The sequence below is a fragment of the Nostoc sp. JL31 genome (assembly GCF_017114965.1).
Lineage (GTDB): Bacteria > Cyanobacteriota > Cyanobacteriia > Cyanobacteriales > Nostocaceae > Nostoc > Nostoc punctiforme_A.
Map to the genome: position 1 here is coordinate 93,287 of NZ_JABXKO010000034.1, position 13,316 is coordinate 106,602.

Sequence of the window (13,316 nt, forward strand, 5' to 3'; positions counted from 1 at the left end):
CCTAAATATTATTAAAGTCGTAATAAATTTGCAAAAAAATATTTAGCTGTGCTGCTAAGGAGTAAGAAATCTAGTTATAAAGCAACCGTTGCAAAAATCGATAATAACAAGGTGTAAACTTTAAAACTGCTCTCATTGCAGAAAATCAGGAGATAATTATGGATACCGAATTACAGCAAGATCAGTATGTCGATACTGCCTCCCCAAACCAGATAGAAGCACTTAAAGGTTCAGAGTCTGGAAACCTGGCAATGTTGCCACCCGCCTCGGAAAATGAAGAACAATGGCAAAAAATTGGTAGACAGATTTCTATATTTTTGGCAAAAATACCTGAGTACATAGGTAGTTTTTACCAAGAATACAAATTGCTGATTATCAGCTTTGCGTTGCTTGTGATAACAGTTACGGCACTAAGGATTTTTCTGGCGGTACTCAACGCCATAAATGATATTCCCCTAGTTTCTCCATTTCTCCAATTAATTGGACTTGGTTACACAATTTGGTTTACTTCCCGCTATTTGCTCAAAGATTCCACTCGGCAAGAATTAATAGCAGAAACTCGCTTGCTTAAAAAACAAATTCTAGGCAGAGAAGAATCACAGACTTTAAGCTAACTAAAGTATCGTGGCGGATACAGTGTATCTGAACTTTTGGTCAAGTAAAAAGCTGAATTTTGCTTGACCATTGTATAGAACTGTAGACTCTTATACCACATCAGCTAAATTAGCAGGAAAAGGAAATGTATGATCAAGACAAATAAATTAGCTTCGCTGACAACAACAGTATTTCTTTCAACATTGCTAACAGTCCCTCTGCTTAATAGCTGCGGCAGAGGTTCCCAAAATGCTACGCCACCTCCAATTGACGATACTGTTGGTAGAAATTTAAATAATCGCGCCCCCGTAAATCAACCCCAAGCTAGGAGGGGATTAAGTACAGGCCAGAAAGTGGCAATCTTGGCAGGTGCTGCTGGACTTTACTACCTCTACAATCAACGAAAGAATGCCCAAGGAACGGGAGCGCAAGGGAAATACTACCTTTCTAAGAATGGGCGTGTTTACTATCGAGATGCTCAAAATCGCCCTGTCTGGGTAACACCGCCACAAGAGGGCATTCGTGTTCCAGAGGAGGAGGCACAACAATACCGGGACTTTCAAGGATATAACAACAGTCCCACAGGGCGAGACTTAAGGGGTTTGGGTGCAGGTACTGTTCCGACAAATTAATTTTTGTACAGATTATAAACTCGACTTTATCCAAAATTAATAACTCGGTTTTATTGATACGGCAAAAACCCTGGTCTTTTGGCAAATACTTTTTTCACGTCATAGATTATCGATAAAGTGAAAAAAGTAAAACTACTGTCTCACAAGGGTTTCAGCATAAGCGTTCACGTTACGACAAAAATGGATAAAGTCGAGATAAATAGATGACGTTTAACCGTCATTCTATTTTTTAATAGAAACTTTTTCCGTATTTAAAGTTAATAAAACTCCTAACTGTCTTTTATTACTGTGAAAAAGTTGATGCAAAGAGGCAACCAAGGAAATTACGGGCAGTATGGTAACGTCCGCCCAGCTAGCGAAGACCCCTGATCCGGCTAACCAACAGTATCGCTAGTAACCTCAAGCAGCAAAGCTGCAATTCGTAATTACAATCAGTAAAAGCTTGAACTCATCACTGATAGTTATGGTCAAGTAAAAATCATTTTTTTTACTTGACTACTTTTTATTAGATTGGTATCACCTAGTGGAAAATCTCTTGCATTGGTGGTGATTGTTTAAAGCGACGAAAAGCGGCTGAGAGTTATATTCTAGCAAGGGCAATTAGAAGAAACTCAGGCTTTATTTCATCATTGTAAATTCCCTACGTGAGCAGCAGATTGGTAGTAGGAAAATGAAACAGTTAGCAAAAACATTATATAGTAAACTTCTACATCTATTTCACCAGGTAAAGGGAATTACCATTTCCCATAATCCAAATCATAAAGAAACTAATGTTGCTCTTGATGAAAAATCCTTAGAAGACCCAACTACTCAATTATCAAAGCAAATTCCTCTTCAAGACAGAGTTAATAAATCTGAGCAAAACTTACAATTAAATTACCAGAATTCAGCAAAACCTCGGCAATTTAAAAAAGCTTCTTTATTTCCTGATAGTAAGACTAATGTTGCTGCTTTGTCGCTAGTTTTGTCTGGAGTTGCTGAAGTCTTATCTCAAAAAATGAACTTGTCATGGAATAAAGTAAATAATACTTTTAGTTACGAAAAAGAAGCTGAAACTGGAAAAGGAAAATTTTTTTACTATGTAACAGATAATCCCGAAACTCCACAACCAGAAACACTGGCAGAAGAGGCAGCTTTAGTTGTTATAGACGAATTTGATCCAAGAGCGTGTGCTATTCACCTGATTTACTGTGCCTTAGTCGCTAGCCTAGATAAACCTTGGTCAGGCAATTTTGTAATTGATGAAAAGCAGCTATTTGAATACACAGGGCTTGTTAAACGCAGGGACTTATGCAAACATGAAAAATTGAGTATTTTGTACCACTTGTTACGGCAACCTGCTCAAGTACTAGCTTGTATTGCATGGCCTAAACAGGAGAAAGCTGGAGCTTTTACTGTTGCTGATTTAAAGATTTGGGACATCAGCATAATTCGAGATTTTGAAACAGATAAAGCTGGCAATAACAAGCTAGTGGGTTTAAAGGTGATAGGTCAAGCTGGAGTATGGACAAAATACTTCCTCAACAAATCTAAATACCACTACCACACTGGAATTATTACCAAGAAAACTGTACAGAAACTATTTAGTATTGGTAAACAAAATGCTGGCGCGGCTAGAATGCTAGTTTGGCTAACCTTCCAAATCAAACCGGAATTCCAGGATTGTGTAATGGGCAAGACTCTGATGGAGATTGCTTACGGCAAAGACAAAGTGTCAACAGCAGAGCAAGACAGACAGCTTAGACGGCAAATGGCTGATGATTTGGAAACCGACTTGAAAGTTGTCAAAGAAGCTGGATGGCAAGCAGAACTGGAAACAGGCCCAGCTTGGTTAACAAGCAGCAAAACTGCTAAAAGACCTATAGGTTACTGGAATCAAATACTCAATTCTAGATGGCGTTTTCATTTACCAGCAGAAGTACAGGAACGCTTGACGGTGGACTCGAATCAGCTAAGTGCAAACAATATCCAGCCTCTATCAGGTAATGTCATTAGAGAAGCGAGAAAAGCAAAAGGCTGGTCTAGAGCATTTTTCGCTACAACGATGGGGAAAAGCGTTTCCTGGGTTGATGCAGTCGAGACGGGTACACGTCAGGTTTCTCAAAAGGACTTGCCCAAGTTGCTCAATACACTGGAACTACACGTTAACAGGTATTGATTTCAACTAAACTTTTCTTGTTTCTCTGAGGTAATTTGTGCTATGTATTATTACTCATTGCAACTGTGTCGGGAGGGAGATTAGGTTTTTCGTGGGTTTTTCCATGACGTGAAAAGTCAGTGTTTATGTAAGGTTTCGCCAAAAGGCAGTATTCGTCCTGCCTCCTGCCTCTCTTGTTAATATTTTGATAGACAGTATGCATTTCTCCTCGCTATGTTACGACTAACAGAAGTAAAGCTCCCGCTTGATCATCCTGAAGATGAAATCAAGACTGCCATCCTCAAAAAGCTGCAAATCACGGACGAAGATTTGATCAGCTATTCCATCTTCAAGCGTAGCTACGATGCCCGTAAGAAAGGAGAGATCGCTCTTGTTTATATTCTGGATGTAGAAACGACTCAGGAAACTCATCTACTCAAGCGCCTGAAAAAAGATCCTCATGTAATGGTCACTCCAGACATGAGTTATCGCCCAGTGGCAAAAGCACCGAGCAATTTGGCGATTCGCCCCATTGTGATTGGTACTGGGCCTTGTGGATTGTTTGCGGGTTTGATGCTGGCGCAAATGGGGTTCCGTCCCATTATTTTAGAACGTGGGAAAAAAGTTCGCGATCGCACCGTTGATACCTTTAACTTTTGGAAGAAAAAATCAGACTTCAACCCAGAATCCAATGTTCAATTTGGCGAAGGTGGGGCGGGTACATTCTCCGATGGCAAACTCTACAGTCAAGTCAAAGATCCTCAGCATTATGGGCGCAAGGTACTAACCGAACTCGTCAACGCCGGAGCCTCACCGGAAATTCTCTATATCAACAAACCGCATATCGGCACCTTCAAATTGGTGGGAATCGTCCAAAGTATGCGTGCAAAAATCGAATCCCTCGGCGGCGAAATTCGCTTTGAAAGCCGGGTGGAAGATATTAACATCGAAAATGGACAAGTGCGGGGAGTCACCCTCGCCAGTGGGGAATATATCGCCAGCGATTATGTCGTTCTGGCAGTGGGGCACAGCGCCCGCGATACCTTCCAAATGCTATACGATCGCGGGGTTTACATCGAGCCTAAACCTTTTTCCATTGGCTTTCGGGTCGAACATCCTCAGACTCTCATCGACCAATGTCGTTTCGGCCCTCAAGCTGGTCATAAGCTTTTAGGTGCTGCCGATTACAAACTGGTTCACCACTGCCAAAATGGTCGTTCCGTCTATAGTTTCTGTATGTGTCCGGGAGGTTTGGTAGTTGCAGCCGCATCAGAACCGGGGCGACTTGTCACCAATGGGATGAGCCAATACTCTCGCAATGAGCGCAATGCCAACAGTGCAATCGTTGTGGGCATCACCCCCGAAGATTATCCGGGCAACGCCTTGGCGGGAATTGACTTTCAACGGCGCTTAGAAGAACAGGCTTTTAAATTGGGCGGTGGAACTTATGAAGCTCCGGGGCAGTTGGTGGGAGACTTTCTCAACCATCGCCCTTCTACAGCATTCGGCACAGTTAAGCCGTCTTATACACCTGGGGTACATTTGGGTGATTTGAGCCAGAGTTTACCAGATTATGCGATCGCAGCCATCCGCGAAGCCCTTCCCGCTTTTGACAAACAAATTAAAGGATTTGCGATGGACGATGCCGTGTTGACTGGGGTAGAAACCCGCACTTCATCACCAATTCGGATTAAACGCAAAGAGGATTATCAGAGTTTAAATACAGTCGGTCTTTATCCAGCTGGTGAAGGCGCGGGATACGCAGGGGGAATCCTCTCGGCTGGTATCGATGGGATTAAGGTAGCAGAAGCAGTGGCTTTAAGTATATTGCAAACCGTAAATCACAAAATCTGATGACAGCAGGTATAGGAAAAACTAAATTTTGGTGCGTGTCAGAGTTTGATCGTCTTGAAATATTTTACCCCACAAATGTTCTTATCTCAATCCCCTTGAGTTAAGGGTTATTGGTGTAGATAATTGATCTTTTAAGACGCGATTTATTGCGTCTCTACATCAGGGTTTCCTTGCCATTTCGCCTTTCTGATGAAAGCTAGGCTCATAGCATTTTATGAGTTGTAGATGCTTCAAAATTTCTTTTATAAGAAGTAGCTTATGAACGTGACCAGCATTTTATCAAACACCCAGATAACAGAAAAAGTTCGGATTTTGGTTGTTGAAGATGAGTCTATCCTATCCATGAATTTACAAGAAACTTTAGAACTGCTGGGATACACTGTTTTAGATATTATCGATACGGCAGAAACGGCAATTGAGAAAGCTGGTGAATTACTCCCAAACTTGGTTTTGATGGATATTCAGTTGCGGGGTGAGATGGACGGTATTCAGGCGGCGGAGCTAATCTGGAATCGTTTTCAAATCCCTGTGGTCTATATTACCGGGCATTCTGACAAAAGCACTTTGGATCGGGCTAACATGACATTTGCTTTTGGTTACATTCTCAAACCTGTCAAGGAACAACAACTTTATGTTGCTATTCAAACAGCACTCAATCGTTATCAACGAGAGCAATTGTCACAATCTCAACGGCTCAACCAGTTGAAAAATAATTTTCTAGCAACCGCCTCTCATGAAATGCGAATGCCCTTATCGAATATCAAAATGACAATCTCCGTGCTAGAAAATATTCTAGAGCGAGAGGGCATTTTAAATTCAGAGCTACTTTCTCCATTTGAGTCCCTAGCTGTCTAATTGGTATGTAAAGCAGGTAAGCTAAAAAAGGAATCTACCAATGGCGATCGCCGCATAACATAGTCCCTGAGGTAGACGAGGTCAATAGGAATAGCTAAATCTTGGTTTTGACTGAAGTTCAGGTATTACTGAAGCCGCTCAGAATAAACATCCTCTAAGACTTACTTAAGTTAATAATTACGTATATTTACGGTTTACAATACCTTCGTAAATTTACGAGGGTGAGTTAATGACGCTTTCACTATTAACTCGCTGTTCTCTGAGGTTTGACAAAAACAATAAGTTCTTTAAGGTTTCCCATAAGGTTCCCCACAAGGTTTTTTTAACGTATTGACCGCAGTATAAGGGTTTGAGATGACAAACTACCTTTTAAGCGAAACGCTTATTTATGAGTAATTTTGCCGATTTTGCCAAAATTTTTCTAGGCTCTTATTTTGGCAAAGGTATTGACATTACTGAATTGGAGAAATAACTATGGCTACTTACAATTTAACCATCAACAACGATACCATTGTTGGCACCACAGGCAATGACACATTTAATGGGACTTATGATGGTGCGGGAACGGATACTTTTAATTCTGGCGATTCCCTCAATGGTGGATTAGGTATAGATACGCTGTATATTGAACATCTTCAGGCCGGTGTGATAGCACCGCCTGATGCTCTCTGGACTAATCTAAGCAATATCGAGAATATTGTAATCAATACGACAGGTGATGGTGCACAAACCATTACTACAGGTACTAATTTTAACACGGCATTTATAGCAGGCGTAAACCTAACAACAGAAACATCTGGGGCCGGTGTGATTAACATCGCCATGACCACATTCACCGGGATGGCAACCCTCGAAACAATATCCATAGCGGGTGCACAGAACATTGTAACGGGTTCAGGTGCTACCACGGTGACAGCAACCTCTGGCGCCGGGGCACTGAATATAACAGGTGTAGGTCTTAAATCAGTTTTTGCAACTACCACCGGAGCGGGGGCGCAGACGATTGGTGACGGTATTGGTAATGGTGTAAATCTTGTCGAAGTGAAGGCCACATCTGCTGAAGGCGCACAAACCATAACCAGTACCAGCACAAATGCAGTTGTAGTGAACGCAACCTCTACTACGGGCCAGCAAATTATTACAACTGGTTCTGGTGCAGATATCGTCAGGGCATCTACAACCAGCGCCATTAACACCATTAATACAGGGAATGGCAACGATAGGGTTACCATTTTAGCTACGGCTTCGGGTAACTACACTATCGATGGCGGTGACGGGGATGACACCCTAACTGGTGGAGCAGGAAATGACAATCTGATTGGTGGTTTAGGTGATGATAGTTTGGACGGAGGTGCCGGTAATGATAATTTGGACGGGGGTGATGGCTCCGACGTTTATTATGTGGACAGCGCTACAGATGTAGTAACTGAAACTAATGCTTCTGTTGCAGGTGGCATTGATACAGTCATTAGCTCTCTTGCAGATTATACATTAGGTGCGAACTTAGAAAACCTCACCTTAACAGGTACAGGTAATAGTAACGGTACAGGTAATAGCTTAAATAACCGCATCATAGGAAGCAGTGGCAATAATATCCTGAATGGTGGTGCTGGAAACGATACCCTAGTTGGGGTGGCTGGTAACAGTTTTGTTGGAGAGTTCGACATACTGACCGGAGATACCGGCTCAGATACCTACATTCTGGCCAGCAATACCAGTATTTACTATGACGATGGCATCAGCACCACTACCGGAAATAGCGACTACGCCCTGATTGTCGGGTTCAATGCCCTAGAAGATAAAGTTCAACTTCTCGGTTCGTCTAACCAGTACCGCTTAGACATCGTTGGTAACAACACAAACCTCAGGATTAACAAACCCGGTAGCGAACCCGATGAACTCATTGCGATCTTTGAAAATCGCACTGGGTTAGACCTTAACTCTGCTGCCTTTCAGTACCTTAATACCGCCCCAGTCACCACCGCCACCGCCACCGCCCTCACCTACACCGAAAACGCCGCTACAGCCATCGACTCTGGCATCACCGTCAGCGATGTAGACTCACAAAACCTCACCAGCGCCACCGTCAAATTTACCAACGGTTTCGTTACCACAGAAGACATCCTCGCCTTCACCGACCCAAACAACATTATTACTGGCACTTATAACAACGGTGTCTTAACCTTAACTGGCACTGCCACCGTCGCCCAATATCAAACTGCACTGCGTTCTGTTACCTATCAAAACAGTAGCGACAACCCCACTACCACTACCCGCACCATCAGCTTTGTCGTCAATGATGGCACCTTAGATAGCAGTCCTACTACCCGCAACATTAATCTGACTGCCGTTAATGATGCCCCAGTCACCACCGCCACCGCCACCGCCCTCACCTACACCGAAAACGCCGCTACAGCCATCGACTCTGGCATCACCGTCAGCGATGTAGACTCACAAAACCTCACCAGCGCCACCGTCAAATTTACCAACGGTTTCGTTACCACAGAAGACATCCTCGCCTTCACCGACCCAAACAACATTATTACTGGCACTTATAACAACGGTGTCTTAACCTTAACTGGCACTGCCACCGTCGCCCAATATCAAACTGCACTGCGTTCTGTTACCTATCAAAACAGTAGCGACAACCCCACTACCACTACCCGCACCATCAGCTTTGTCGTCAATGATGGCACCTTAGATAGCAGTCCTACTACCCGCAACATTAATCTCACTGCCGTTAATGATGCACCCACAGATTTGGAGTTGAGTGCCAACACCGTCAATGATGAAGCCGCAGCCAACACCGTCATCGGTACATTCAACAGCACCGACCCAGATCAAAACGATAATTTCACCTACAGCTTAGTTTCGGAAATTGACGATACTGATAATAATGCCTTCACCATTGATGGCAATACCCTCAAAATCAACAATTCTCCAGACTTTCAAACTAAGCCTACTTACAAAATCCGCGTCCGCACTACTGATAATGGTAGTCTCAACTTTGAGAAGGAGTTGACTATTAATGTTAACGACGAAATACCCAGCCGTCTGACTAACCCCAATGATGATATCTTCAATATCACAGGCCAGGATGACAAAGCCACGCTGGAAATCCAACTGACTGGACACAATTCTCCGGTAGTGAATGAACTGGGTTTATTTACTGTTGATGATCTTCAAGGTACGATTAGTGGTATTGCTCCTGGTGCTGAAGGTTATGTCCAAGCTGCAATACTTCGCTCACAAGTAATTTTATCTGCGATCGCTAATAACCCCAATGGTTTTGATACTAATAATCTCACCAGGCTGCTGCAATTGGATTCTGGTCAGAATTTTAGATTTTTGTTAGTTCAAGACGGTACGCTTGATGCTGTACGCAATGATCCTAATTCCATTGGCAAGTTACTGTTTTCTAGTGTCTCAACCCAAAAAATTACCGACTTGGGTGATAATAGTTTCTCTTTAGGCTGGAAGGATGCTTCTGGTAATAGTTCTACAGATTTTAATGATCTGGTGGTGAAAATTAACCAGACTGATCAAGCTTTACCTTTGGGTACAAATCTCCAAGGTCAATTTCAAGGTGAATTGATTGATTTGCGAGATGTCCAACAATCAGTTCAAGCGGAATTTAATGTTTACAGAGAGGCGTCTTATAACAATTATGTCGGCTTTTATCAGGTGACTGATGAAAATGGGGGAATTGATACCAATGGCGATGGTAATGCTGATGTTCTCACGGGACAGGCTGGTTATATTCAGGCTGCTGTGAGTAGTCGGGTTGCTGGTATTGATTTGAGTGTGAGTAATCAAGGTTCTGCTAGTTTTACTGGTACTTTCCAACCTGGTGCGATTTTTGCTCCCTTCATGATTGTGAATGCTACTCCTGATGCGCTTTTAGATAACAATTCTAGTAATGATCCGGCGGTTTATTTCCCGTTCTTGGGTGCTAATTCTGATAATACGGATCACATTAGTTTGTTAGCTAGTAATACTTTTGGCTTTGAGGATTTAGCCAATGGTGGCGACAAGGATTTCAATGATCTGATTATCAAAGTTAATTTGGCAACCACAATTTAGTCATCTTATCGAAGAAAGGCTTTTTGTAAGGAGGCAGAAGGAATTCTGACTCCTGACAAAAAGCCGTGAACGAATGTTCAAGGGTTTAAACCCGAATGGCACTAAGAAAAGCCGAAACGCTTGTGAATGCTGCACAAAGTAATCCCGCAACTCTTGGAGACGCTGCGCGAACGTTGCTGGCTGAAAACCAGAATTGTGGTGTTGAGCCAAGAGACTGTCATGTTCGCGTAGCGTCTCGTAAAGAAGGTACTGGTTCCGCCGTGTCCGTCGCCCAAAATGAATTTTCTTTAAATTCTGCGATGTCTAGCGACAAGCCGTTTCACGTCTACGCTAATCAAACACAGACGCAAGTAAAAGCAGGTAATCCCGCTTTGTTGTTAGTTGAAAATTCAGTTTCATGTGTAGAAGTCACAACAGTTCATGAGGGTGAAAGTTCCGCCGCGCCCGTGCCAAATCCTGAAAAATGTTCACATGAGGCGATTGTAGCGAGGTCAAATATGCGACCGGGGCGTATGCAGAAACTGAAAGTTGCGGCGAATTCGGGGCAGAATCAGGGGTTTGAATTCTTGCAGGAGTGCTGGGAAGATCCGGCTTTGCAGATCGTGATCAAAAAGCTTTTAGCGAAGTTTCCGCAGTGGGGTATTGCGATTGTGGATGGGGTGTTGGTTGATTGGGAGAAGTAAAAATCACACTGTCTCAGAATAACGTGCAGCTAAAGTGATTGCTGCTTGATGGTGCTTGTCTACTAACACAGAAGGTGAAATCATTTGAGCTTTATCCATGTGACGATAAACCTATAAACTAAAAAATTAACTCCTTGTAAGAGCAGCACAGGTTAATGGTTGTTGCACCTGATTAGAAGATTTATTTGCAACTAACCCCTGGCTGTCTAATCAGTATTTAAGAGCTTGAGACTCAAGCACAGAGAGAAGTTCCGTATGTTGATTGACCAAAGCTTGTATTGTGCTGGCTGGATTACGATGAAGGCGACGTTTTTGTTGACGAGGAGCTTGGGCTAAAGCTAATCTACGACGTTGAGTTTTATACTCTGTTACAGGTACTTGCTGAATTTGTGCAAGTAACTGAAGTTCTGTTTCGGCAAGAAAGAGAACTTGATATTGCCCAAATCAAACCGCCATGTTCATGGGCTGTGGCAGCTAATTTCGAGTAGCGTATGTGCAATCGTTCCACACCCAACAGTGCCAGAAATTGACGGTATAGCTTGCCTACGTTCCGCTCATTAATTTCGATCCCACGCTGGTTTAACTTTTCTTGGATCTCAATTAATTGTTGATGTTCATGTTCATGTTGCCAACCTATAAATGCCAGCACATCTAAACCATAAGTACTACTGGGCAAGCTATACTTCAATACACCACTTGCGTAGTAGTGTTTATTAAAGTGCGTACAGAGCCGATTCTTACATTCTTTGCTTTTACCTGCTACAAACACTGCTCCACTCATAGTTTGAACGGTTTTACGCATATGCCAGGCTCTGTGGTTAACTAAATTGTTGTCACAATGAATACACTTATCTAACTCACATTCCACAATTATGCGTTGGGCATCAGGAAAACTTCGTTGTGGGCGATGACGTGGCTTCTTTACTATCACGCTTCTTTTGCTGCTGGTAGATTCCTTTTTCAGCTTACCTGCTTTACATACCAATTAGACAGCTAGGGGTTGAGAGCGATCGCCTTCAACATACTACAAACCGACAATTGTCTTAATACAACTCATATTTCATTAACTGACAAGGCAACGCTCCGTTGTACACCGCAATTCGCTGGGATGATTTTAGTCCAATTGATTGAGACAGTTCCTTGTTGCCACTGAGGACAAATGCAGTCCAGCCTTTGAAGCGTTGTTTCAGCACGTCGCCCAAAAGTTTGTAAAATGCCCCTAAATCGCTATCTCGCCCCAGACGTTCGCCATAGGGTGGATTGCAGAATAAAATCCCACTGTCTGCGGGGGCGACAACATCAGCAAGTTCCATTTGAGAAAACCATACATGGTTATCAACGCCGCAGTTTTGAGCATTATTAATCGCTTGCTCGATTATATTTTCATCGCGATCGCTTCCCCAAATAGGTGCGCTCAGGCTATCAAGTTGGCTGTCCTTAGCTTCTTGGAGCAGTTCTTCTAAAAGGGACAGATCAAAATCGAGCCAATTTTCAAATCCAAAGGATTCACGAAACAGCCCTGGTGCTATATTCAGCGCCTTTAAGCTAGCTTCCAAGGGTAAAGTGCCAGATCCACACAGAGGATCGTAGAACATTTGGTCTGGTTGCCAGCCTGAAAGTTGAATCAGGGCAGCAGCGAGAGATTCCTTGAGAGGGGCTGCTCCAACCGCAGGACGGTAGCCTCGGCGATGCAGACTATTTCCAGAACTGTCGAGTTTAACGGTACAAAAGTCGCGTTCAATATGAACATTAACCCGCACATCTGGTTCATGAAGCTCTACATTTGAACGCTCGCCCAGATTTTCTTTCTGTTGGTCAACGATCGCATTTTTGACTTGGAGAGATGTGAAGTGGCTGTGGTTGAGGCGATCGTTTTTGCCCGTGACATTCACCGCCAGCGTCATCTCTGGCGTCAGATAGTTTTGCCAATCGATAGTCTGGATACCGCGATAGAGATCCTTGGCATCAAGGCATGGAAACTCATGGATATTCACCAAGATTCGGAACGGCAACCTAGCCCAGAGATTGACGCGATAAAGTAGAGTGCGATCGCCCTCAAAGGCTACACCGCAAAACCCCGACTCTACGGAATGGGCACCCAGTTGCTCTAACTCCTGAGCCGCGAGGGTTTCTAATCCGCGAGCAACCGTTGCAAAATACTGATTCATCCTATAATCCAAAGCATTATCTTCACTGCTCACCCATTAACGCACTTTAGCTTAACTCATATCTTGTGACATTCTTCTTCGTTAAGTCTGCAACTATAACCTTAGTAAGCTAGAGGCAGGAGGTAAACCTCCTAAATTTCTTTATGGGTTTCGTTTCAACAAGGAGGCAGTAAATATTCGCTACGCACCTCAAAATACATATTTTCTTCTTTCTTGTCTACGACACACTACGCAAACATAAATAAATTTACTTGTTCTAAAAGAAAGTGGCAGAGGGTAAAAATATATTTTCTTCCTCCTGCCTTCTGCC

Annotated in this window: 9 protein-coding genes; 7 read left to right on the forward strand and 2 right to left on the reverse strand. The window is 43.1% G+C overall.

The genetic code is table 11. The annotated features are described in order from the left end of the window. Positions 1-158: 158 nt before the first annotated feature. From HWQ43_RS06675 to HWQ43_RS06705, 7 genes are all read left to right on the forward strand, one after another. A complete protein-coding gene (locus HWQ43_RS06675; protein ID WP_292731483.1) occupies positions 159-614 on the forward strand; it encodes a CAAD domain-containing protein in 456 nt (151 codons plus the stop codon). Positions 615-743: 129 nt separating this feature from the next. Beyond that, the gene (locus HWQ43_RS06680; protein WP_292731485.1) at positions 744-1,226 is read left to right on the forward strand and encodes a hypothetical protein; all 483 of its coding nucleotides are present in this window, start codon (positions 744-746) and stop codon (positions 1,224-1,226) included. A gap of 670 nt (positions 1,227-1,896) precedes the next feature. Next, positions 1,897-3,384 (forward strand): helix-turn-helix transcriptional regulator, encoded by a 1,488-nt coding sequence (locus HWQ43_RS06685; RefSeq protein ID WP_292731486.1) that lies wholly within the window; start codon positions 1,897-1,899, stop codon positions 3,382-3,384. Between the two features lie 213 nt (positions 3,385-3,597). Beyond that, a complete protein-coding gene (locus HWQ43_RS06690) occupies positions 3,598-5,217 on the forward strand; it encodes an NAD(P)/FAD-dependent oxidoreductase (protein WP_292731488.1) in 1,620 nt (539 codons plus the stop codon). Between the two features lie 258 nt (positions 5,218-5,475). Further along, positions 5,476-6,072, forward strand: coding sequence for a response regulator (locus HWQ43_RS06695; protein ID WP_292731490.1), 597 nt, complete (start codon positions 5,476-5,478; stop codon positions 6,070-6,072). 474 nt (positions 6,073-6,546) lie between these two features. Beyond that, positions 6,547-10,155, forward strand: a complete 3,609-nt coding sequence (locus HWQ43_RS06700; RefSeq protein ID WP_292731492.1) for a DUF4114 domain-containing protein — start codon at positions 6,547-6,549, stop codon at positions 10,153-10,155. A gap of 95 nt (positions 10,156-10,250) precedes the next feature. Next, positions 10,251-10,838: a hypothetical protein gene (locus HWQ43_RS06705; RefSeq protein ID WP_292731494.1), complete on the forward strand. Its 588-nt coding sequence runs from the start codon at positions 10,251-10,253 to the stop codon at positions 10,836-10,838. 358 nt (positions 10,839-11,196) lie between these two features. On the opposite strand, the gene HWQ43_RS06710 is transcribed toward HWQ43_RS06705, so the two are convergent. Further along, positions 11,197-11,769, reverse strand: a complete 573-nt coding sequence (locus HWQ43_RS06710) for a hypothetical protein (RefSeq protein WP_292731496.1) — start codon at positions 11,767-11,769, stop codon at positions 11,197-11,199. A 112-nt stretch (positions 11,770-11,881) separates the two neighbouring features. Next, the gene (locus HWQ43_RS06715) at positions 11,882-13,006 is read right to left on the reverse strand and encodes a THUMP domain-containing protein (protein ID WP_292731498.1); all 1,125 of its coding nucleotides are present in this window, start codon (positions 13,004-13,006) and stop codon (positions 11,882-11,884) included. Between the last annotated feature and the right edge of the window lie 310 nt (positions 13,007-13,316).

Bases quoted from the DNA above. Each gene is read 5' to 3' on its own strand.
- HWQ43_RS06705 (WP_292731494.1), top strand. From the start codon at position 10,251: ATGGCACTAAGAAAAGCCGAAACGCTTGTGAATGCTGCACAAAGTAAT.
- HWQ43_RS06700 (WP_292731492.1), top strand. From the start codon at position 6,547: ATGGCTACTTACAATTTAACCATCAACAACGATACCATTGTTGGCACC.
- HWQ43_RS06715 (WP_292731498.1), bottom strand. From the start codon at position 13,006: ATGAATCAGTATTTTGCAACGGTTGCTCGCGGATTAGAAACCCTCGCG.
- HWQ43_RS06690 (WP_292731488.1), top strand. From the start codon at position 3,598: ATGTTACGACTAACAGAAGTAAAGCTCCCGCTTGATCATCCTGAAGAT.
- HWQ43_RS06685 (WP_292731486.1), top strand. From the start codon at position 1,897: ATGAAACAGTTAGCAAAAACATTATATAGTAAACTTCTACATCTATTT.
- HWQ43_RS06675 (WP_292731483.1), top strand. From the start codon at position 159: ATGGATACCGAATTACAGCAAGATCAGTATGTCGATACTGCCTCCCCA.
- HWQ43_RS06695 (WP_292731490.1), top strand. From the start codon at position 5,476: ATGAACGTGACCAGCATTTTATCAAACACCCAGATAACAGAAAAAGTT.
- HWQ43_RS06680 (WP_292731485.1), top strand. From the start codon at position 744: ATGATCAAGACAAATAAATTAGCTTCGCTGACAACAACAGTATTTCTT.